The sequence below is a fragment of the Pseudomonas bananamidigenes genome (assembly GCF_001679645.1).
Taxonomy (GTDB): Bacteria; Pseudomonadota; Gammaproteobacteria; order Pseudomonadales; family Pseudomonadaceae; genus Aquipseudomonas; species Aquipseudomonas bananamidigenes.
Genome location: NZ_LRUN01000085.1, coordinates 1 through 19,725 on the forward strand (window position 1 = coordinate 1; position 19,725 = coordinate 19,725).

The 19,725-nt window shown below is 60.2% G+C and carries 19 protein-coding genes and 4 tRNA genes; 8 read left to right on the top strand and 15 right to left on the bottom strand.

Translation table 11 applies throughout. From position 1 onward, the window contains the following. The first annotated feature begins 253 nt into the window (after nucleotides 1-253). The 4 genes from BBF94_RS24760 (at nucleotide 254) to BBF94_RS24775 (ending at nucleotide 669) form a co-directional block, all read left to right on the top strand. Nucleotides 254-328: transfer RNA gene (locus BBF94_RS24760), tRNA-Asn, on the top strand. A gap of 9 nt (nucleotides 329-337) precedes the next feature. Then, a tRNA-Pro gene (locus BBF94_RS24765) sits at nucleotides 338-414 on the top strand. A gap of 5 nt (nucleotides 415-419) precedes the next feature. Then, nucleotides 420-495 (top strand) — tRNA-Lys (locus BBF94_RS24770). 97 nt (nucleotides 496-592) lie between these two features. Further along, nucleotides 593-669, top strand: a tRNA-Pro gene (locus BBF94_RS24775). A 142-nt stretch (nucleotides 670-811) separates the two neighbouring features. Here BBF94_RS24775 and BBF94_RS24780 read toward each other — a convergent pair. From BBF94_RS24780 to BBF94_RS24800, 5 genes are all read right to left on the bottom strand, one after another. Then, a complete protein-coding gene (locus BBF94_RS24780) occupies nucleotides 812-1,219 on the bottom strand; it encodes an HvfA family oxazolone/thioamide-modified RiPP metallophore (protein ID WP_065261569.1) in 408 nt (135 codons plus the stop codon). 209 nt (nucleotides 1,220-1,428) lie between these two features. Beyond that, the gene (locus tag BBF94_RS24785) at nucleotides 1,429-2,727 is read right to left on the bottom strand and encodes an NAD(P)/FAD-dependent oxidoreductase (protein WP_065261570.1); all 1,299 of its coding nucleotides are present in this window, start codon (nucleotides 2,725-2,727) and stop codon (nucleotides 1,429-1,431) included. 66 nt (nucleotides 2,728-2,793) lie between these two features. Next, nucleotides 2,794-2,967 carry a DUF3094 domain-containing protein gene (locus BBF94_RS24790; protein ID WP_065261571.1) on the bottom strand — a complete coding sequence of 58 codons (174 nt, stop codon included), beginning with the start codon at nucleotides 2,965-2,967 and terminating at the stop codon, nucleotides 2,794-2,796. A gap of 51 nt (nucleotides 2,968-3,018) precedes the next feature. Continuing rightward, entirely contained in the window at nucleotides 3,019-3,546 is a 528-nt protein-coding gene (locus BBF94_RS24795) for an MOSC domain-containing protein (protein ID WP_065261572.1), read from the bottom strand. After that, nucleotides 3,543-4,169, bottom strand: a complete 627-nt coding sequence (locus tag BBF94_RS24800; protein WP_065261573.1) for a DUF1780 domain-containing protein — start codon at nucleotides 4,167-4,169, stop codon at nucleotides 3,543-3,545. The genes BBF94_RS24795 and BBF94_RS24800 overlap by 4 nt, the downstream gene beginning before the upstream one ends. A 133-nt stretch (nucleotides 4,170-4,302) precedes the next feature. Here BBF94_RS24800 and BBF94_RS24805 point away from each other — a divergent pair, with 133 nt between their 5' ends. Further along, on the top strand, nucleotides 4,303-4,992 hold the full coding sequence (locus BBF94_RS24805) for an energy-coupling factor ABC transporter permease (RefSeq protein ID WP_065261574.1): 690 nt from the start codon (nucleotides 4,303-4,305) through the stop codon (nucleotides 4,990-4,992). Between the two features lie 65 nt (nucleotides 4,993-5,057). Continuing rightward, nucleotides 5,058-5,273 carry a hypothetical protein gene (locus BBF94_RS24810; protein WP_065261575.1) on the top strand — a complete coding sequence of 72 codons (216 nt, stop codon included), beginning with the start codon at nucleotides 5,058-5,060 and terminating at the stop codon, nucleotides 5,271-5,273. 5 nt (nucleotides 5,274-5,278) lie between these two features. Here BBF94_RS24810 and yacG read toward each other — a convergent pair whose 3' ends face one another. Genes yacG through pilB form a run of 5 tightly spaced genes read right to left on the bottom strand, consistent with a single transcriptional unit; the run spans nucleotide 5,279 to nucleotide 9,890 of the window. Beyond that, on the bottom strand, nucleotides 5,279-5,479 hold the full coding sequence (yacG, locus tag BBF94_RS24815) for a DNA gyrase inhibitor YacG (RefSeq protein ID WP_011335983.1): 201 nt from the start codon (nucleotides 5,477-5,479) through the stop codon (nucleotides 5,279-5,281). Next, entirely contained in the window at nucleotides 5,476-6,099 is a 624-nt protein-coding gene (coaE, locus tag BBF94_RS24820; protein WP_065261576.1) for a dephospho-CoA kinase, read from the bottom strand. Before coaE ends, yacG begins: the two co-directional genes overlap by 4 nt. After that, nucleotides 6,096-6,968: a prepilin peptidase gene (locus BBF94_RS24825; RefSeq protein ID WP_065261577.1), complete on the bottom strand. Its 873-nt coding sequence runs from the start codon at nucleotides 6,966-6,968 to the stop codon at nucleotides 6,096-6,098. Before BBF94_RS24825 ends, coaE begins: the two co-directional genes overlap by 4 nt. A 1-nt stretch (nucleotide 6,969) precedes the next feature. Beyond that, a complete protein-coding gene (locus BBF94_RS24830) occupies nucleotides 6,970-8,187 on the bottom strand; it encodes a type II secretion system F family protein (protein ID WP_065261578.1) in 1,218 nt (405 codons plus the stop codon). Nucleotides 8,188-8,189: 2 nt separating this feature from the next. After that, on the bottom strand, nucleotides 8,190-9,890 hold the full coding sequence (gene pilB / locus BBF94_RS24835) for a type IV-A pilus assembly ATPase PilB (protein WP_065261579.1): 1,701 nt from the start codon (nucleotides 9,888-9,890) through the stop codon (nucleotides 8,190-8,192). Between the two features lie 226 nt (nucleotides 9,891-10,116). Here pilB and BBF94_RS24840 point away from each other — a divergent pair, with 226 nt between their 5' ends. Next, nucleotides 10,117-10,560: a pilin gene (locus BBF94_RS24840; protein ID WP_065261580.1), complete on the top strand. Its 444-nt coding sequence runs from the start codon at nucleotides 10,117-10,119 to the stop codon at nucleotides 10,558-10,560. Nucleotides 10,561-10,859: 299 nt separating this feature from the next. Continuing rightward, nucleotides 10,860-11,216 carry a BON domain-containing protein gene (locus BBF94_RS24845; RefSeq protein WP_065261581.1) on the top strand — a complete coding sequence of 119 codons (357 nt, stop codon included), beginning with the start codon at nucleotides 10,860-10,862 and terminating at the stop codon, nucleotides 11,214-11,216. A 161-nt stretch (nucleotides 11,217-11,377) separates the two neighbouring features. On the opposite strand, the gene BBF94_RS24850 is transcribed toward BBF94_RS24845, so the two are convergent. The 5 genes from BBF94_RS24850 to pgi form a co-directional block, all read right to left on the bottom strand. After that, nucleotides 11,378-11,674, bottom strand: a complete 297-nt coding sequence (locus BBF94_RS24850; RefSeq protein ID WP_065261582.1) for a DUF2845 domain-containing protein — start codon at nucleotides 11,672-11,674, stop codon at nucleotides 11,378-11,380. After that, a complete protein-coding gene (locus BBF94_RS24855) occupies nucleotides 11,674-14,625 on the bottom strand; it encodes a DUF748 domain-containing protein (protein WP_065261583.1) in 2,952 nt (983 codons plus the stop codon). The genes BBF94_RS24850 and BBF94_RS24855 overlap by 1 nt, the downstream gene beginning before the upstream one ends. Before the next feature lie 109 nt (nucleotides 14,626-14,734). After that, nucleotides 14,735-15,751, bottom strand: coding sequence for a class I SAM-dependent rRNA methyltransferase (locus BBF94_RS24860; RefSeq protein ID WP_065261584.1), 1,017 nt, complete (start codon nucleotides 15,749-15,751; stop codon nucleotides 14,735-14,737). A gap of 100 nt (nucleotides 15,752-15,851) precedes the next feature. Continuing rightward, entirely contained in the window at nucleotides 15,852-17,789 is a 1,938-nt protein-coding gene (gene acs, locus BBF94_RS24865) for an acetate--CoA ligase (RefSeq protein ID WP_065261585.1), read from the bottom strand. Nucleotides 17,790-17,980: 191 nt separating this feature from the next. After that, nucleotides 17,981-19,645: a glucose-6-phosphate isomerase gene (gene pgi, locus BBF94_RS24870; RefSeq protein ID WP_065261586.1), complete on the bottom strand. Its 1,665-nt coding sequence runs from the start codon at nucleotides 19,643-19,645 to the stop codon at nucleotides 17,981-17,983. Between the last annotated feature and the right edge of the window lie 80 nt (nucleotides 19,646-19,725).

A 19,725-nucleotide genomic window follows, 5' to 3' on the forward strand; every position in this document is an offset into this window, starting at 1 on the left:
TTTTTTTTCGCCAGGCTGTTGAACTCTAAGGAAAAGGCTTGTAAAGTGCGCCCCGCAGTCAGTCACCCACAGGGTCTCAGCTCACTGAGCTGAAATCCGAAACAAGTTGCAAATCATTAACTTGAAAGCGATTTGGGGGTTGACAAAGGTGATCCAGGTTGTAGAATGGCGCGCCTCAGACACACGAACGCAGCGATGCGAAAACGATGTCGAGAAGCTGCAAGTTTCACCGCAGTAACTTGAAATATGTAGTTCCGTGATAGCTCAGTCGGTAGAGCAAATGACTGTTAATCATTGGGTCCCAGGTTCGAGTCCTGTCACGGAGCCAATTTCAAATCGGGGTATAGCGCAGTCCGGTAGCGCGCCTGCTTTGGGAGCAGGATGTCGGGAGTTCGAATCCCCCTACCCCGACCATTTTTGGGTCGTTAGCTCAGTTGGTAGAGCAGTTGGCTTTTAACCAATTGGTCGTAGGTTCGAGTCCCACACGACCCACCATTTTTGAAACCAGTTTGCGCTGGGATCGAATCTTAAGATCAGAGGCCAAAAGCGCTGATCGAAGAAGGCGATCTTTGAAAGGTCGCCTTTTTTTTACCGGGGTATAGCGCAGTCCGGTAGCGCGCCTGCTTTGGGAGCAGGATGTCGGGAGTTCGAATCCCCCTACCCCGACCATATAAAAAATCCCCGTATCGAAAGATACGGGGATTTTTTTTGCCTGCGGAAAATGCTTTTTCTTTCAGTGCTATCGGACAAAACAAAGCCGCGCACGCCATCAAGGCATGCGCGGCTTTGTTTTGTCGGGAAGGGCTGGACATCAGGCGCCGTCGCGGTCTTTCAGGTGTTCGAACAAACCCTTGGGCATTTTCTTGCCATTGGCTTCGTAGTTGGCTTTGACGTTGTCGTAGGCCTCTTGTTCGTCGATGAAACCGTCGTGGTTGGTGTCGATCTTGTCGAAGTCCGAGTGCGGCGCGACCTTCAGGAATTCGGCGCGGGAGACTTTGCCGTCGCCATCGGTATCGGTCCTGGCCATCGACGCATCGCCACATTTGCCTTCACCGCATTTGCCCTCCGGGGTTTTGACCGAGGTTTCGGCCGAAGCGACCATGTAACCCTGAGCCAGCGGCTGCGCAGCGAACACAGAGCCGGACAGCATCAGGCCGCCAGCCATTACGGCACCGACCAGGCCAAGGGAGGTTTTGCCAATTTTCGAAGTGCGGGTCATTTCATTCTCCTTCGGTTGCACAGCGCAACCACACGTTAAGAGCGATCAGCCGGAGCAGGTGCGCCCGGGTGTGGCCATTAAGCGGTGGCGGTGTATCGCGTGTGTGTCGAGGAGAGGGGGCGTTTGTAAGCGAAGATAGGGAAAGCGGGGGGCAGATACAGTAGAAGACAAAACGCCGTGGGGGCGAGCCCACCCCCACGGCGTTTACATCAGTGCAGCTTCAGGCGTGGTTCGGTGCCGCGTCCGATCTTGCTGCCCAGCATCAGCATGGCGGTGCGGAAAGGGCCGTACAGCGCCATCTGGTGCATGCGGTACAGCGACACGTAAAACATCCGCGCCAGCCAGCCCTCGAGCATCACGGTGCCGGTCAGGTTACCCATCAAGTTACCCACTGCCGAAAAGCGTGACAGCGAAATCAGCGAGCCGTAGTCGGTGTATTTGTACTCCGGCAGGGTCTTGCCTTCGATCCGCAGCTTCAGCGACCTGGCCAGCAACGATGCCTGCTGGTGTGCTGCCTGGGCCCGTGGTGGAACGTTGCGGTCCGAACCCGGTTGCGGGCAGGCTGCGCAGTCGCCGAACGCGAAGATGTTTTCGTCACGGGTGGTCTGCAACGTCGGCAGCACCTGCAGCTGATTGATACGGTTGGTTTCCAGGCCGTCGATGTCCTTGAGGAAACCCGGTGCGCGGATCCCGGCAGCCCAGACTTTCAGGCTGGCCTTGATCTCATTGCCGTCGGCAGTGATCAGGCTGTCGGCGGTGACCTGGCTGACCGACGCATTGGTCATCACATTGACCCCGAGTTTCTCCAGGGTCTTGTGTACCGGCCCGCTGATGCGCTCCGGCAGCGCTGGCAGCACCCGTGGCCCGGCTTCGATCAGGGTGATGTGCATGTTTTCCGGTTTGATGCGGTCCAGTCCGTAGGCCGCCAGCTCATGGGCCGCGTTGTGCAGTTCTGCCGCCAGTTCGACGCCGGTCGCGCCGGCGCCAACGATGGCCACGCTGATCTGCTGCACCGCATCGGTCTGCCCGGCGTGTGCCCGCAGATAGTGATTGAGCAGTTGCTGGTGGAAACGCTCGGCCTGTTTGCGGGTGTCGAGGAACAGGCAGTGCTGTGCTGCGCCCAAGGTGCCGAAATCGTTGGTGGTGCTGCCGACGGCGATCACCAGCGTGTCGTAGGGCACCTCTCGCGCCGGGACCAGTTCGATGCCGTTTTCATCGTAGGTGGCAGCGAGCTGAATTTTCTTTTGCTCACGATCGAGCCCGCTCATGCGTCCAAGCTGGAACTCGAAGTGGTTCCATTTGGCCTGGGCAACATAGTTGAGTTCGTCTTCGGAAGAGTTCAGCGATCCGGCGGCCACTTCGTGCAACAGCGGTTTCCAGATGTGCGTCAGGTTCGCGTCGACCAGCATGATGCTGGCAGTGCCGCGCTTGCCCAGAGTCTTACCCAGACGGGTAGCCAGCTCCAGACCGCCGGCGCCGCCGCCGACAATGACAATACGATGGGACATGGGAATAGCTCGCAAGGTTTTTAAAGGAAATCGTTGTCGTCGTAACCCAAGCGAGCGCGATGCAGCTCATAGCGTCAGGTAACTGATAAATCGGCTCAGCAGGCCCAGACCGATGGTCGCTGCCAGTACCACCACCAGGAGCATCCACGGCCGGAATGGCCGGCGCTCGACACGGTGCTGGGACAACTGCAGGTACTCTTCGACATGCTTCTGGTCTTCGGGGTTCAGGCGGCTGGTCATAAAGGCCTCGTCAGGTAGACGTTGCTGAAGGTGAACAAGCTACAGCGGTTTTCAACCGGGATTGAATGCAGCATAGCCACTGTCCGGTACCGGTTCGACAGACACCCTGTCCTCGAGGCGAATGATCCCGCGTTGTAACACCCGCGCGGTGATTCCGCCATGCCCGCGCACCGCCTGGAATGTTCCGGGGCCGAGGTTGTTCTGCAGGCGCGCGCACGGCTGACACCAGCCCGTGGTTTCGAAAATCGCCTGACCAATGCGAAAACGTCGCCCCTTGAGGCTGAAAAGATTGATTCCGCTGATGACGAGATTGCGCCGCAGTTCTTCAGGTGTGACCGGTTGTTCTGCCGAACGGCCCATCAGGGCGCTGATGACGGCCAGATGTTCCCACTGAATCAGCGTCACCTGCCGCGCATTGCGCACCCCGGGCCGGGCATGATCGCCGGTAAGACCGGCTTCAAGCCGCGCTTCGACCGCATCGAGCACAACCATCGGTCCCCTGGATTCGGGGCGCACGCCAATCCAGCAGACGCGTCCGGTCTGCGGGACATCGGCAATCAATTGCTGAAGCGGCGTCACAGACTGATCCCGACATCGAACAGAATGCTGCGGCCCAGGTTGCTGCGCAGGAAATCCGGTGCATCTGGATGGGCGAACAGCACCCGGGCGAACGTCGGTCCGACCAGTGACAACGAGCGCCAGCCCTGACGAAGGTATTCGGTGGGCGGCGGAAAGTGGCTGTTGAGGTCGAGCACTTCGCGTTTGAGGCTGGCGAAGGCGATGATGTCCAGTTCCCCCAGGTCCATGCCGCGTTCCTTGTAGTTATGCGCCTTCTTGCGCAACGTCGGTGCCAGCCGCAACAGGAACTCGTTGGCAGGGATCCGCCGTGGCTTGGCTTCACGGCGCACCAGTTGGCTCAGGGAAAAGGCGCTACGCCGACGTTGCAGTTCATCACGCCATTCATCGTTGAGGCGGCGCCCTTCGTCGAGAACGAAGAACACCTCGAAATTGGCATCGCGAAACAACACGTCCGGCGGCTCGCCGGCGGGGGCGAATTCGTCGGCCCGATAGGGAATATTCAGGCCTTGCAACAGGCGCTGGCAGACCCAACGCTCACGCTCCCATTTGCGGGCATTGGACAGGAAAGCGTTGGCCTGCTCGGCCGCGATGGTCAGCAGGCGTAAATAATCCGAATCATCCATAGGCCCAAGCTTAGCGTTCAATTGCGACAAGCAGAAAGCTTTGCATCGGCTGTTTCCCCCGGGCGGCGGTGTAGACTTCGGCACAGGAGCGCCAATCAAGGGAGTCTGCGGTGCGAATGAAGGTGATGGGATCATGATCGGTGCAGAACTGCTGTCTTCGACGAGTCTGACCCTCGGCTGGCTGATTTATCTGCCGGTGCTGCTCTGGGCGATCTGCCGCGCTCCATGGGTCGAATTGTTCAGTGACAGCCGCCGTCAGCACTTGCTGTTCGGCACCGTGTTCGCGCTTTTTCTGCTGTGGATGGTGCGCAGGGATTTCGACACCGGTGTCTCCTATCACTTCATCGGCATGACCGCAGTGACGCTGTTGCTCGACTGGCCGCTGGCGATAGTGGGCGGGCTGGTCGCACAGATCGGACTGGTTCTGCTGGGGCGCCAGGATCTTGTGGCGGTCGGGGTCAACGGTGCGTTGCTGATCCTGCTGCCGGTGCTGATCACCGAAGGCGTGGCGATCCTGGTCGAGCGGGCGCAACCGCGCAATCCGTTTGTGTATATCTTCTGCTCGGGTTTCTTCGCAGCGGCCTTGTCGGCGCTGGCGTGTCTGGTGCTGAGCCTGACCCTGCTCTGGTACGACGGCCTCTTTGCCATGCCGGAGTGGCTGGAAGACTTCATCGGATACCTGTGGCTGCTGATTTTTCCGGAGGCGTTCATCAACGGCATGGTCATCAGCGCTCTGGTGGTGTTCAGTCCTGAATGGCTGGAGACCTTCAACCGTACCCGCTACCTTTCGGCGCCCTGGAAGGATGACGATCCCAAGTCTTGACCCACATCAAATCCATACCGCGCGCGGCATTTCATGCTCGGCCAAACCTCTTCAGGAGCAGCGGCATGAGTGTTTACGAGTGGGCGAGGCAGGAAACCCGGCAGAGTCTGCAAATGGCGCAGGAGGTCGGGTTCGATCCGGGATTGAGCCTGCGGGCCTTGCTCAGTGCGGTGGTGCAACAGAGCAAGGCGGTGCGCAACGCCGAGGACCTGGCCGACGAGTTGCGCTTTCTGGCAGAAAACCTCGACGACGATCAGGACTACGGCTTCATGCGGCCCTGACCCGATCAGTGACGTGGGTCGAAGTCGCCGGAAAACAATTCGTCCTCGGCATCCGGGGCGACCGGAATCTTGTGTTCTTCCGACGCCCAGGCGCCGAGGTCGATCAGTTTGCAGCGGTCCGAGCAGAACGGCCGGTATTTGTTCTCGGGGGTGAATTCCACCGGGGCGCCACAGGTCGGGCAATTAACGGTTGGGGTCTGGCTCATGATCGGCCTCCGGATAAAGTCAGGTAAAAGTGATGCAGGCGCTCGACCTCGCTGTGCAGCCACGCAAGGTCACGGTCGTTGACCACTACATCGTCGGCGCGGCTGACGCGGTCTTCGCGGCTGGACTGGGCCTTCAGGATCGCGTGGACCTGCTCTTCGCTGGTCCGGTCACGCTGCAGGGTGCGTTCGATCTGCAATTGTTGTGGCGCATCGATCACCAGGATCCGCTGGGTCATCGCGTACTGTCCGGATTCGATCAACAACGGTGAAACCAGAATGGCGTAAGGCGATTTTGCCAGCGCCAGGTGATGGGCGATTTCCTCGGCAATCAGCGGATGCAGCAGGGCTTCGAGCCAGCGGCGTTGTTCCGGCACTTCGAAGATCAGCTTGCGCAACGCTGCGCGATCGAGCGTGCCGTCGGCCTGCAATACATCGGGGCCGAAGTGTTCGGCAATCTTCGCCAGCGCCGGGCGACCCGGCTCGACCACCCAGCGCGCCGCATGATCGGCATCCACGACATGAATGCCGAGATCGATGAAATGCTGGGCGGCCGCGCTTTTACCGCTGCCGATGCCGCCGGTCAGGCCAAGAATCCAGGGTTTTTCCACAGGGGTATTCATTTCAAACCGACAAACTGCCAATAGAAGTCGGTTATTTGACCACCCCAGAGCAAGGCAATCCAGCCGGCAATGGCCAGATACGGGCCGAAAGGAATCGGCGTCGAGGTATTGCGGTCGCGCAACTTGAGCAGAATCACTCCCAGAATCGCGCCCACCAGCGAGGACAGCAGGATGGTCAGCGGCAGAATCTGCCAGCCACCCCAGGCTCCCAGAAGTGCCAGCAACTTGAAATCGCCGTGACCGATGCCGTCCCTGCCGGTGAGCAGCTTGAACAGCCAGAACACCGACCATAGCGTCATGTAGCCGGCCACCGCTCCCCACAACGCATCGTGCAGCGAGACGAACAACCCGAAGCTGTTGATGATCAAGCCCAGCCACAGCAACGGCAGCACCAGCACGTCGGGTAACAGTTGATGCTCGGTATCGATCAGGCTCATCGCCAGCAAGCCCCACGTCAACGCGATCAACAGGCATGCCGGCCAGCCGAAGCCCAGATGCCAGGCAATGAACGCCGAGAGCAGGCCGCAGACCAGCTCGGTCAAGGGATAACGCTTGCTGATCGGCGCCGCGCATGACGAGCAGCGACCGCGTAACAGCAGGTAGCTGAGCAGCGGAATGTTTTCCCGGGCACGAATGCGGTGGGCGCAGTGGGGGCACTGCGAATGCGGCAACATCAGGTTGTACACCGGCAGCGGCGTTTCCACGGGCAATCCGAGCACGTCATGGGCCTGCTGGCGCCAATCGCGCTCGAGCATTTTCGGCAGGCGCCAGACCACCACATTGAGGAAGCTGCCGACCACCAGCCCGAGTATCAGAGCGGTGAAGACAAAGGCCAGCGGATAGAGCGCGAAGAGTTCGTCGATGGGCATGTCAGATCGCTGAACCGAGTTGGAAAATCGGCAGGTACATGGCCACCACCAGTCCGCCGACGATGACCCCGAGCACCACCATGACGAATGGCTCCATGAGGCTGGTGAGGTTGTCGACCATGTTGTCCACCTCTTCCTCGTAGAAGCCGGCGACCTTGTCGAGCATGTCGTCCAGGGCGCCGGACTCTTCGCCAATCGCCGTCATCTGTATCGCCATGTTCGGAAACATGCCGCTGGTGCGCATCGAGAAATTCAGCTGCATGCCGGTGGCCACGTCCTGGCGAATGCGCAGCACCGCGCGCTTGAACACCACATTGCCGGTGGCTCCGGCCACCGAATCCAGCGCCTCCACGAGCGGCACACCGGCAGCGAAGGTCGTCGACAGGGTACGGGCGAAACGGGCCACGGCAGACTTGTACATCATGGTGCCCACCAGCGGCAGCTTGAGCAGCCAGGCATCGCGTCGGTCACGCAGGGCCTGGGATTTCTTCAGGGCATGACGGGTGCCGAAGAACGCCACGACCAGCACGCCAAGGATCGCCCACCACCATTGCTGCATGAATTCCGACAAGCCGATGACCATCACGGTGAACGCCGGCAGTTCGGCACCGAATCCGGAAAATACCGACTGAAACTGCGGCACCACCTTTACCAGCAGAATTCCGGTGACGACAGCGGCCACCAGAACCACGGCTGTGGGGTAGGTCAGGGCTTTCTTGATCTTCGCCTTGAGGCTTTCGCTCTTTTCCTTGTACGTCGCCACACGTTCGAGCAGGGTGTCGAGGGCGCCGGACTGCTCACCGGCATCCACCAGGTTGCAGTACAACTCGTCGAAGTATTGCGGCTTCTTGCGCAAGGCCGCCGCGAAACTGTTGCCGGCGGCGACTTCCTGTTTGACCTCGTCCACCAGTTTGCGCATCGCCGGATTCTCGAAGCCCTCGCCGATGATGTCGAACGACTGCAGCAACGGCACGCCGGCTTTCATCATGGTCGCCATCTGCCGGGTGAACAGGGCGATGTCCAGCGGCTTGATGCGTTTGCCGAGGTTCAGCAACGACGCGGACTTCTTGCGCACCTTGCCGGGATTGATGCCTTGCTTGCGCAACTGGGCCTTGATCAGTGCGGGGTTTTGTCCGCTCAGTTCGCCGCTGATCCGGCTGCCTTTCTTGTCTGTGCCTTCCCAGGCGTAAACGCTGATTTTCGCTGCCTTGACCGCCATGTTCAGTCCTTGGTGACCCGGTTGATTTCTTCGAGGCTGGTGATGCCTTGCATGGCCTTGATCAGCCCCGAGGTGCGCAGGTCGTTGAAACCGTCCAGACGCATCTGGCTGTCGATTTCCAGTGCGTTGCCTTCGGCCATGATCAGCCGTTGAAGCTCGGGGGTGTTTTTCACCACTTCATAAATCCCGGTGCGTCCCTTGTAGCCGCCGTTGCATTGATCGCAACCGGCGGGTTCATAGATCGTGAAGCTGCCGATGCGTTCCTCGGGGAAGCCTTCCTTGAGCAAGGTTTCGCGGGGAATCTCGATGGGTTTCTTGCAGTGGTTGCACAGTTTTCGCGCCAGGCGCTGGGCAATGATCAGGCTGACCGAGGTAGCGATGTTGAAGCCGGGAATGCCCATGTTGTGCAAGCGGGTCAACGTTTCCGCTGCGCTGTTGGTGTGCAGCGTGGACAGCACCAGGTGACCCGTCTGCGCTGCCTTGATCGCGATTTCTGCGGTTTCCAGGTCCCGAATCTCGCCGACCATGATCACGTCCGGATCCTGACGCAGGAACGAGCGCAGGGCCTGGGCGAAATCCAGTCCCTGCTTCGGATTGACGTTGACCTGGTTGATGCCTTCCATGTTGATTTCCACCGGGTCTTCGGCGGTGGAAATGTTGATGTCGACGGTGTTGAGGATGTTGAGCCCGGTGTACAGCGACACGGTCTTGCCGGAACCGGTAGGGCCGGTCACCAGAATCATGCCTTGCGGCTGCTTCAGGGCGGCCAGGTACAACTCTTTCTGCTCCGGCTCGTAGCCGAGGGCGTCGATGCCGATCTGCGCACTGGACGGATCGAGGATCCGGATCACCACTTTTTCGCCCCATAGCGTCGGCAAGGTGTTGACCCGGAAATCGATCGACTTGGTTTTCGACAGGCGCATCTTCAGGCGTCCGTCCTGGGGTTTGCGGCGTTCCGAGATGTCGAGGCTGGCCATGACCTTCAGCCGGGCGGCGATGCGCCCGGCCAGTTGAATCGGCGGCTTGGCCACCTCACGCAGGATGCCGTCGGTTCGCACCCGCACACGGTAGTTCTTTTCATAGGGTTCGAAGTGCAGATCGGAGGAGCCGCTCTTGATCGCGTCCAGCAGCATCTTGTGGACGAAGCGCACCACCGGCGCATCATCGGCGTCCAGTCCTGCGATCGTGTCCTGCCTGCTGTCATCGACGGTTTCGACATCCAGTCCTTCCAGATCGACGTCGGCCATGTCTTCCAGACCGGAAGCGTGGGTGTCGAAGAACTTTTCGATGGCGTCGGTGAGTTTGTCGTCCTCCACCAGGATGGCTTCGGTGCTCAGCCCGGTGCTGAACTGGATGTCATTGATCGCCTGGTGATTGCTCGGGTCGGAGATCCCCACGAACAACTTGTTGCCGCGCCGCCACAGGGGCAGGGCGTGATGCTGGCGCACCAGTTTTTCACTGACCAGCCCTTTGGGCTGGGTTTCCTTGTCCAGGCAGTTGAGGTCGAGGAACGCCATGCCGAAATGCTCCGAGGCAATCTCGGCGACCTGCCAGCTCTTCACCAGTTTGTTCTGGACCAGATAGCTGACCAGCGACAGGCGATTGCGCTGGGCTTGCTGCCAGGCTTGCTGGGCGCTTTTTTCCGTGAGCAGTTCAGCCTTGACCAGCTGTTTGGCCAGGCCGCTCAGAGCGATGTCATTCATGGGAATCCCGGATGCAGACAGTTCATGACTTATAGCCTAGTCAAGTGACAGCGCCAAACCGCCTCGGTGCAGGTGACAAAAAGTGTCAGATAGTGCGGTTGCAGGTTGTAGGAAAGAACTCGCATGCGTGGTGAGGCCCAGCGTGCAGGGCTTTCAGCGTTTTGGCACGGGCTGTGCTGATACCTGTTCAGATCATGAGATTCCGACTCATGCATGGAGGAAGTCTATGAAAAAACAACAGGGTTTCACTTTGATCGAGCTGCTGATCGTCGTGGCGATCATCGGCATCCTGGCAACCATCGCGCTGCCGCAATACACCAAGTACCAGGCACGGTCGAAGGTGACGGCAGGGCTGGCGGAAATCAGCGCGCTGAAGGTGCCGTTCGAGGACACCATCAATCAAGGTACCGATCCGACACTGACGCTGGTGACCGGTAGCGCTTCCTACTCGACAACCAATTGCGGCACCGTGACGGCGTCGGGCACTGCATCCTCAGGGGCCGGCACCATCGTTTGCACACTGGCCAACGCGCCGGCTCCCGTGCTGGGCAAAACCATCACGCTGACCCGCTCCGGGGGGGCAACCGGTAATACAGCCGGTGTCTGGAGCTGTGCTTCGACAGTCAACCCGGACTATGCCCCTAAGGGCTGCCCGGGCAGCGGTACTTGATCCCAGGCTGCCGAATCATGAAATGCCCCGCTTTGCGGGGCATTTTCTTTTGCCCGGCATTTCTCAAAAGCTTCAATCTTTTCAGCGTGTTAGGAACTTTCCGGAAAGCCGCAACTTGCATGTAGATAATTCGGTGGTCATGCAAATTGCATGATTCCGAAAATTTCGGATTCTATTAACTAGTTGATTTATAAGGGTTTAATTATTTTGTGAAAGTTGGCACAGCCTTCGCAACATACCCGGTAACCCTGCTGACAAGACACGCAGCAGACTTTCCAGAAAAAACAGGAGTTACTCGTATGAAGAAGTTCGCTATCACTGCCGCTGCTGCTACCGCGCTGACCCTGACCATGGCCACCGGCGCATTCGCACAATCCACCCAGGCAACCCAGGCTCCAATGACCCTGGCTGCCGGTGAAATGACCAAGGCGAAAGAAGCCACTTCCGACACCTGGATCACCACCAAAGTCAAAAGCGACCTGGTTACCGAAAAAGGCATTCCAGGCACTGACATCAAAGTAGAAACCAACAAAGGCGTCGTGTCTCTGTCCTCCACTGTTGCAGTGACAGAAGCCCAGAAGAAAATGGCTGTAGACATCACCAAGAAAATCAAGGGCGTCAAAGCGGTCTCCGCTGACGGCCTGAAAGCCGAGTAAGGCAAGACTTCTCGCCTGGACCGGGAGAAGACGCGACAGGCGGGCCGAGCAATACGTCTGCCGCACTTTAGAGTTCATGCGAACGGCCACAGGGAATGTGGCCATTACAGGCCCTGGCATTCGTGTCGGGGCCTGTTCTATTCAAGGGGCGGGAAAATGGATCAGTCGCCGCGTTTGCTGTTGATCTGCCGCAGGCGATTGCCCTCGAAGCGCAGGTATTGATACATGCCGTTGCTCGGGCCGTAGGTCCATTCCTCGACCTGAAATTCTTCACGGCGATTGGCACTGCGCTTGTAGCCGAGGACATCACGGCTGACCGGTTCACCGCATTTCTGCAGCACTTCGCTGGCGCGATCACCGAGGCTGACCAACTGGCTGCCACAGCGCAGGGTATCGGATGCCGAAGCCTGGCTGGCGACGAGCGCCAGCGCCATTGCGGCCAGCCATTGATTGTTCATCACTCGGCGTCCAGATGCATTTGTGTCACCACGCGACCGTCGCTTTCCGCTTCGCCCAGATTGGCGTCGATGAAGTACACACGGTCGTCCGCCAGTTGGCCCTTGTCCACCAGATAGTCCTTGATGCTGCTGGCACGGTCCTGACCGAGCTGGCGCAGCAACACATCGCTGGAACTCCAGAACTTGATCACGTCCGCACGCATTTTCGCGGTGCGCTCTTCCTTGCCCAGATCTTTCCATTCCGCCGGCGGCTGGGTTTTCAGGCGGGTGCGGTAGATGCCTTCGAGCAGCGGACCTTTTTCATTGTCCGGCACCTGAATCATCGAGGCCTGGGCCGGCACCTTGTCGCCACGGCGCTGGAGCATCTTGTAATAGTTGTACTGGTATTCGCGTTCCAGACGCTGTTCGGCAAGCAACGGCCCGTCGCTGCTTTGGGCGGCAGTGCCTTCGATTTCCAGGCGCAGGGCCGGACGTTCCTTCAGCGCTTGCGACAGCTTCACCAGTGCCGCTTCGGCATCCTTGTTCAGTTCACTGGAGCCCGGAGCGAAGGACACGGTGCCCAGATCTTCCGCCCCACCGCCGCTGACCAGCCCGCCAATCAGTTTGAACGGCGCGGCAGCGGCCTTGACGATCAGATTGCGCAGGGTCTGCCAGACAATCGGCATCACGCTGAATTGCGGGTTGTTGAGGTCGCCGGTGACCGGCAGTTCGATGGAAATCTTGCCGTCCACGTCCTTGAGCAGTGCAATCGCCAGTTTCAGCGGCAGGCTCACGGCATCCGGGCTGTCGACTTTCTCGCCCAGTTGCAGTTGTTCCACCACTACCTTGTTTTCGGCCTTGAGCTGGCCCTTGGTGATCAGGTAGTGCAGGTCGAGATTGAGTCGGCCCTTGCGGATCCGGTAACCGGCGAATTTGCCGGAGTAGGGCGTCAGGGTGGTCAGCTCGACCCGTCTGAAGCTGGTGGCGATATCGAGGCTGGCCATCGGGTCGAACGGATTGACTGCGCCCTTGATGGTCACCGGTGCATAACGATCGACCTTGCCCTTGACGTCGACGCTGGCCGGTTTTGCCTGACGGCTGTCGATGGTGCCGATCTGGCCGTTGAGCTGCTGGATTGCAGTGGCGAAGTTCGGCGTCAGGCTGAAGTCGGCGAAGTTGGCCGAGCCGTCATTGATGACGATGCCGCCAATGTGAATGCCCAGCGGTTTCGAATTGCCGGCAGGTTTTGCCGCTGCGGTTTTCGTTCCGGAATCGGCAGGCTGCGGGATGAGCAGATCGTCGATGTTGGTGGTGCGGTCATCGTTGATCATGAAGCGCGCGTACGGCTGGAACAGGTTGATCCTGTCGATCGACAGGCTGTCGCCATGCTGATAGTTCAGGCCTTCGACCACCACCTGCTGCCACTTGAGGAAGTCTCGGGTTTTCAGGGTGTCGAGGGTGTGCAACTGATCGACCTGGGCGCGACCGGTAACGCTGAGAGCCAGCGGCTCGGTGCTTTTCAGGTTCACATTCAGGTCGCTGCCGAGCATGCCGCTGCGCAGTTCCAGGCGAATGAACGGATTGATGTAGGACTGCGCGACCCGCAGGTCGATGTCCTGGGTCTTGACGTTGAGCTGGGCGGTGACCGGCGCCAGGTTGACCACGCCGTCGGCGTTGATCTTGCCTTGCTTGCCCAGGCCGGCGTCGAGTTTGACGTTGAAGGGCGAGCCGTTGAGGCTGTCGAAATTCTGCAGATCGATGTTCAGCGGCGTGACATCCAGAGCGACTTCGGGCTTTGCCGAGCGGTCGGCCAGATGCACTTTGTAGTCACGCAGTTGCACGTCCTTGAGCAGCACTTGCCATGGTTTGCCCGGCGCGGTCGGTTCCGTTTTCGGCGAGTCGGCTGCGGCCGGAGTGCTTTTCGGTTCAGCCGCTGCCTTGGCGGCAGGTTTGGACGGCTGGCTGGCGAACAGTTTCTGCCAGTCCAGTTGCCCGTCCGCTTCGAGGGCGGCCCAGGTTTCGAGTTTCTGGCTGCGGATCTTGCCGACCACCACTTGCTGTTTGGCCAGATCCACGGTGGTGTCGCTGACGTCGAGACGGTCGAGTCTTGCCAGCGGACGTCCGTCCGGAGCCTTGATCGCAAAGGGCGCGACGCTGACCGCGACGTTGCTCAGCAGCAGTTCGGTTTCCTTGGACAGGTTGAGCTTGTAGTCGGTGCTCAGACTGACCACGCCATTTTCCAGCACCAGTGGCACCGCGTCGCGCACATAGGGCCAGAACGCTTTCATCTGGCCATCGGTAACCTTGAGCGTGCCTTCGGAGGCAATCGGGATCAGGCTGAAGTTGCCCTTCCAGTCGATCTGCCCGCCGGCCGGGCCGATGGCGACCAGGGTCATGTCGGCGTTGTCTTCAGGCAGGGTGCTGAGGTTGTTCAGTTCGAAATCGAGTTTGTCGTAGAGGAATTCGATCGGCTCGCTCGGGCGTGCATCCTCGAAATGCACGTTGCCACCGGCCAGTTTGATCCGGTCGATACGCAGCGGAAACGGCTTGGCATCCGGGTCGGCCGGCGTCGGTTCGCTGGCCGGCAGTTTGAACAGGCCGAGCAGATTGAGCTTGCCGTCCTTGGCGAACAGGACTTCGGTCTTCGGTTTGTCCAGTTCGATGGCGGACAGGTGCAGGGCTTTTGTCCACAGGCTGTCGAGTTGCAGGTTGGCGTACAGGCGTTCGAAACCGACCTGTTCCTTGCCCGGCTCGCCGATGACCAGGCCCCAAAGTGTGACTTCGAGGCTGAACGGATTGAGTTCGATACGCTGAAGATGCGCAGGCAGCGTGGCGTAGTTGGCCAGTTGCTGGTTGGCCACACGCAGCGCAATGCCCGGCAGAATCAGAAAACCCAGCAGGCTGTAGAGGGCCAGAGCGGTCAACAGGGCGCCAATCGCGCGAATCAATCCTTTGGGCATGTGCGGCTTCATCTGTCTGAATCGGAGTGCCTTGGAGTATGGCACGCGATTGCGGTTCCGAAGCAATTGCTCGAGGCCAGGAGCATCCTGATTTTTCTGTGGGATTTGTCCTGTGCGGGTTTCAGAGCTGGAGAATCAGGGTCTTGAGCGGGTGTTGCCCGTCCATGGACGGGAAGTCCCGGCCCGGTGTCATCACGCTCCATTCGCGTACCGGGCGCCCGGCCTTTTCGGCGCAACGCAGGACCTGGTCGCGCCAGTCGTCCATGCTGACTTTTGCCAGGTTGTTGCAGCAGATCAGCACGCCGTTTTCGGCGGTGGTCAGCAGGGCGGGCTTGAGCAGGCTTTGATAATCGCGCAGCAGATCGACTGTACCGAACGCGCTTTTGGCCCACGCGGGCGGGTCGAGCAATACCAGGTCGTATTGGCGCTGTTCGAGACGTGGGTAGCTCGGTAGTTTCTGCCCGCGACGCTGACTGATCGGCAGGCCGGCCAACTGGCGGATCGCCGGAAAGTAGTCGGACTGGATGAATGCCATGGTCGGCAGCTGCGGATTGAGCAGGCCGTTTTCGCGTCCGACTGCCAGGTTGCCCTCGGCGAAGTCCAGGTTGCACACCTCGCGGGCACCGCCGGCGGCCGCACTGAGACCGACCCCACAGGTGTAGGCGAACAGATTGAGTACGCTTTTGCCCCTGGCGTGATCCTTGACCCAGCCGCGGGTGTTGCGCAGGTCGAGGAACAGCAGCGGATCCTGCCCGGCATGGCGTCCGCGCACGCGGTAGTTCAGACCCCATTCGTGGCCGACCAGATCGACCAGCGCAGCCTCTTCGGCGCGGTAGACGCGATCTTCGCGGTCGATGCGCGAGTTGCCACGGGAGCGGTCGTTGTAGACCAGCAGGGTCTGCATGCCCAGCGTTTCATTCACCGTGGCGTGCAGTTGCAGCAGGTCGGCGAGCTCCAGTGTCTGGTGGAAACTCTGCACCAACAGTTGCGGGCCGTAGCGGTCGACGGTCAGTCCGCCGGCACCTTCCTGGCTGCCGTGGAACAGGCGATAGCAATCCGTACCCTGGCTGTGCAGCTCGGCGAGCAGATCCTGGCGATTATCGAGGGCGGCGCGCAGCGCCTGATTCAGGGAAGACATGCTGGCGCCTTGCTGGATGGAGTCGGGGCGCGGGAGTTTAGCAGCAACTCGGCCTTAAGCCATAAGCGGCGAGCACGCAGCTCGCCGCCGGCAAAGCCTCTTACTGGTTCAAGCGCTTGTCGATCAGCCCCTGCACCACGCTCGGGTCGGCCAGAGTCGAAGTATCGCCAAGGCTGTCGAGTTCGTTGCAGGCGATCTTGCGCAGGATCCGGCGCATGATTTTCCCCGAGCGGGTTTTCGGCAGGGCCGGGGCCCACTGGATCAGGTCCGGTTTGGCGAAGCTGCCGATCTCTTTGCTGACGTGGACCAGCAATTCCTTCTTCAACTCATCGCTGGGTTCGGCGCCGTTCATGGGCGTGACGAAGGCATAGATGCCCTGGCCTTTGACGTCGTGGGGGTAACCGACCACGGCGGCCTCGGCGATGCTGTCGTGCAGCACCAGCGCACTCTCGACCTCGGCGGTGCCGATGCGGTGGCCGGAGACATTGATCACGTCGTCGATGCGTCCGGTGATCCAGTAGTCGCCGTCCTCATCGCGGCAGGCGCCGTCGCCGGTGAAGTAGTAGCCGGGGTAGGGCTTGAAGTAGGTGTCGACCATGCGCTGCGGATCGCCGTAGACGCTGCGGATCTGCGCCGGCCAGCTCGATTTGATCGCCAGCACGCCACTGCCGGCACCCTTGATTTCCTTGCCGTGTTCATCGAGCAGTACCGGTTGCACGCCGAACATCGGCCGGGTGGCACAGCCCGGTTTGATCCATTGCGCGCTGACCAGCGGACTGAGCATGATGCCGCCGGTTTCGGTCTGCCACCAGGTATCGACAATCGGGCAACGCTGTTCGCCGACCACGTTGAAATACCATTCCCACGCTTCCGGGTTGATCGGCTCACCGACGCTGCCGAGCAATCTGAGGCTCTCGCGGGATGTTTCCTGCAAGGGGCCAGCGCCTTCACGCATCAGTGCGCGCAGGGCGGTCGGCGCGGTGTAGAAGATGTTGACCTTGTGTTTGTCGATCACCTGCCAGAACCGCGAAGTGCTCGGGTAGCTCGGTACGCCTTCGAAAATCAGCGTGGTCGCGCCGTTGGCCAGCGGGCCGTAGACGATGTAGCTGTGGCCGGTGACCCAGCCGACGTCGGCGGTACACCAGAACACTTCGCCGTCGCGGTAATCGAGCACGTATTTGAAGGTCATCGCCGCCTGCAACAGGTAACCGCCGGTGGTGTGCAGCACACCTTTGGGTTTGCCGGTGCTGCCGGAGGTGTAGAGGATGAACAGCGGGTCTTCGGCGTCCATCGGCTCCGGCGGGCAATCGTCGCTGACGTCGCGCATGGCCTGGTGATACCAGAGGTCGCGGCCTTCGACCCAGTCGACCTTGTTTTGCGTGCGTTCGACCACGACAACAGTGCTGACGTCGGGGCAGCTTTGCAGGGCCTTGTCGACATTCTGTTTCAACGGCACGAACTTGCCACCGCGCACGCCTTCGTCGGCGGTGATCACGGTGCGGCAGTCGGCGTCGAGGATACGGTCGCGCAACGAGTCAGGAGAGAAACCGCCGAACACCACCGAGTGAATTGCGCCGATCCGTGCGCAGGCCAGCATGGCGTAGGCCGCCTCGGGAATCATCGGCATGTAGATGCACACCCGGTCGCCTTTCTTCACGCCACGACTTTTCAGCACGTTGGCCAGGCGACAGACGTGGTGATGGAGTTTGTTGTAGGTGATCTGCGTGGATTCGGCGGGATCGTCGCCTTCCCAGACAATGGCGGTCTGGTCGCCGCGCTTTGCCAGGTGGCGGTCGATGCAGTTATGACTGACGTTCAGTTTCGCCCCGGCGAACCAGGAAGCCTCGCCGGTCTTCAGGTCATAGCGCTGGACGGTCTGCCACGGGGTGCTCCAGTCGAGGAAGCGTGTGGCCTGATCGGCCCAGAAAGTGCTGGGGTGTTCGATGGATTCGCGGTACAGGCGCTGGTAGTCGTCCTGACTCAACTGGGCTGCCCGGCGGACGGCATCGGCTTTGGGGAACGTGCTGATATCGAACATGACGGTTCCTTATTCTTGTTGTGCGACAAGGATAAAGATGCGCCGAGAGTCCAGGAGGTTCAAGTCATCCACAAACGACTGTGGGAGCGAGCTTGCTCGCGATAGCGGAGTTTCAGTCAACGTCGATGTTGAATGAATAACCGAAATCGCGAGCAAGCTCGCTCCCACAGGGTTACTGCAGTGCGATCGGATCAGCCGCGGTGACGGCCGCGGAAGTAGTTGATCAGACCTTGGGTGGACGCATCCTCGGCGGCGGTTTCCTCGCTGCCGACCAAACGGTTGTAGACGCCCTTGCCCAGTTCCTTGCCCAGTTCCACGCCCCACTGGTCGAAGGCGTTGATGCCCCAGACCACGCTCTGCACGAAGACTTTGTGTTCGTACATCGCCACCAGTGCGCCGAGACGGCGCGGGCTGATGCGCTCGACCACCAGGGTGTTGCTCGGACGGTTGCCCGGGATCACCTTGTGCGGTGCGAGTTTCTGCACCTGATCTTCGCTCATGCCTTTGTCGCGCAGTTCGGCTTCAGCTTCCGGCAGGGTCTTGCCGAGCATCAGCGCCTGGCTCTGGGACAGGCAGTTGGCGTACAGCCACTGATGGTGGTCGGATACCGGGTTGAAGCTGACGATCGGCACGATGAAGTCGGCCGGAATCAGTTGGGTGCCCTGGTGCAGCAACTGGTGGTAAGCGTGCTGGCCGTTGCAACCGACGCCGCCCCAGATCACCGGACCGGTATCGGTGGACACCGGGGTGCCGTCCTGACGCACGCTCTTGCCGTTGGATTCCATGTCCAGCTGCTGCAAGTGCTTGGTGATGTTACGCAGATAGTGGTCGTACGGCAGGATCGCGTGGCTTTGCGCGCCCCAGAAGTTGCCGTACCACACGCCGAGCAAGGCCAGCAGGACCGGCATGTTCTGTTCGAACGGCGCGCTCTGGAAGTGCTGGTCCATGGTATAGGCACCGGACAGCAGTTCCTTGAAGTTGGACATGCCGATGGCCAGGGCAATCGGCAGACCGATGGCCGACCACAGTGAATAACGACCGCCGACCCAGTCCCACATCGGGAAAATGTTCTCTTCGCGAATACCGAATGCCACAGCCGCCGCGTTGTTGCTCGATACGGCGATGAAGTGACGGTACAGCTCGGCTTCCGAACCGCCCTGGGCCAGATACCAGGCGCGGGCGGCCTGGGCGTTTTTCAGGGTTTCGAGGGTGTTGAACGACTTCGACGACACGATGAACAGTGTGGTCTCGGCGCGCAGCTTCTGCGTCAGTTCGTGGAATTCGCTGCCGTCGATGTTCGCCAGGTAATGGCAGCGCACGCCTTTCTGGGCGTAGGACAGCAAGGCTTCGGAGACCAGCTCCGGGCCAAGGAACGAACCACCGATGCCGATGTTGACCACGTCAGTGATCGGCTTCTCGGTGTAACCGCGCCACAGGCCGTCGTGGATCTTGCCGACCAGGTCGGTGATCTGGTTCAGCACCTTGTGCACTTCCGGCATCACGTTGACGCCGTTGACCGACAGTTTGTCGCCGACAGGGCGGCGCAGGGCGGTGTGCAGTGCCGGACGGCCTTCGGAAGAGTTGACGATTTCGCCGTCGAACAGCGCCTTGATCGCGCCCTTGAGATCGACTTCATTGGCCAGACCCACCAGCAGGTTGCGGGTCTCGGCGTTGATCAGATTCTTCGAATAATCGAGAAACAGTCCGCAGCTGCTGAGGGTGAACTGAGTGAAGCGCTGCGGATCGGCGTTGAAGGCTTCGCGCATGCTGAAATCCTGCATGGCTTGGCGGTGGTCTTTCAACGCCTGCCAGGCAGGCAGAGCGGTAACGTCATGAGGAGTGCGGTAGTACGCCATCGCTGCGGTTTTCCTTTTTACTTGAACGGCCTTTTGAACACTGAAAAGACCTCCCCGCCATGTTTGGGCGAGGGGGGCAA

Bases quoted from the DNA above. Each gene is read 5' to 3' on its own strand.
- BBF94_RS24780 (WP_065261569.1), bottom strand. From the start codon at position 1,219: ATGACCCGCACTTCGAAAATTGGCAAAACCTCCCTTGGCCTGGTCGGT.
- BBF94_RS24785 (WP_065261570.1), bottom strand. From the start codon at position 2,727: ATGTCCCATCGTATTGTCATTGTCGGCGGCGGCGCCGGCGGTCTGGAG.
- BBF94_RS24790 (WP_065261571.1), bottom strand. From the start codon at position 2,967: ATGACCAGCCGCCTGAACCCCGAAGACCAGAAGCATGTCGAAGAGTAC.
- BBF94_RS24800 (WP_065261573.1), bottom strand. From the start codon at position 4,169: ATGGATGATTCGGATTATTTACGCCTGCTGACCATCGCGGCCGAGCAG.
- BBF94_RS24805 (WP_065261574.1), top strand. From the start codon at position 4,303: ATGATCGGTGCAGAACTGCTGTCTTCGACGAGTCTGACCCTCGGCTGG.
- BBF94_RS24810 (WP_065261575.1), top strand. From the start codon at position 5,058: ATGAGTGTTTACGAGTGGGCGAGGCAGGAAACCCGGCAGAGTCTGCAA.
- yacG (WP_011335983.1), bottom strand. From the start codon at position 5,479: ATGAGCCAGACCCCAACCGTTAATTGCCCGACCTGTGGCGCCCCGGTG.
- coaE (WP_065261576.1), bottom strand. From the start codon at position 6,099: ATGAATACCCCTGTGGAAAAACCCTGGATTCTTGGCCTGACCGGCGGC.
- BBF94_RS24825 (WP_065261577.1), bottom strand. From the start codon at position 6,968: ATGCCCATCGACGAACTCTTCGCGCTCTATCCGCTGGCCTTTGTCTTC.
- BBF94_RS24830 (WP_065261578.1), bottom strand. From the start codon at position 8,187: ATGGCGGTCAAGGCAGCGAAAATCAGCGTTTACGCCTGGGAAGGCACA.
- pilB (WP_065261579.1), bottom strand. From the start codon at position 9,890: ATGAATGACATCGCTCTGAGCGGCCTGGCCAAACAGCTGGTCAAGGCT.
- BBF94_RS24840 (WP_065261580.1), top strand. From the start codon at position 10,117: ATGAAAAAACAACAGGGTTTCACTTTGATCGAGCTGCTGATCGTCGTG.
- BBF94_RS24845 (WP_065261581.1), top strand. From the start codon at position 10,860: ATGAAGAAGTTCGCTATCACTGCCGCTGCTGCTACCGCGCTGACCCTG.
- BBF94_RS24850 (WP_065261582.1), bottom strand. From the start codon at position 11,674: ATGAACAATCAATGGCTGGCCGCAATGGCGCTGGCGCTCGTCGCCAGC.
- BBF94_RS24855 (WP_065261583.1), bottom strand. From the start codon at position 14,625: ATGAAGCCGCACATGCCCAAAGGATTGATTCGCGCGATTGGCGCCCTG.
- BBF94_RS24860 (WP_065261584.1), bottom strand. From the start codon at position 15,751: ATGTCTTCCCTGAATCAGGCGCTGCGCGCCGCCCTCGATAATCGCCAG.
- acs (WP_065261585.1), bottom strand. From the start codon at position 17,789: ATGTTCGATATCAGCACGTTCCCCAAAGCCGATGCCGTCCGCCGGGCA.
- pgi (WP_065261586.1), bottom strand. From the start codon at position 19,645: ATGGCGTACTACCGCACTCCTCATGACGTTACCGCTCTGCCTGCCTGG.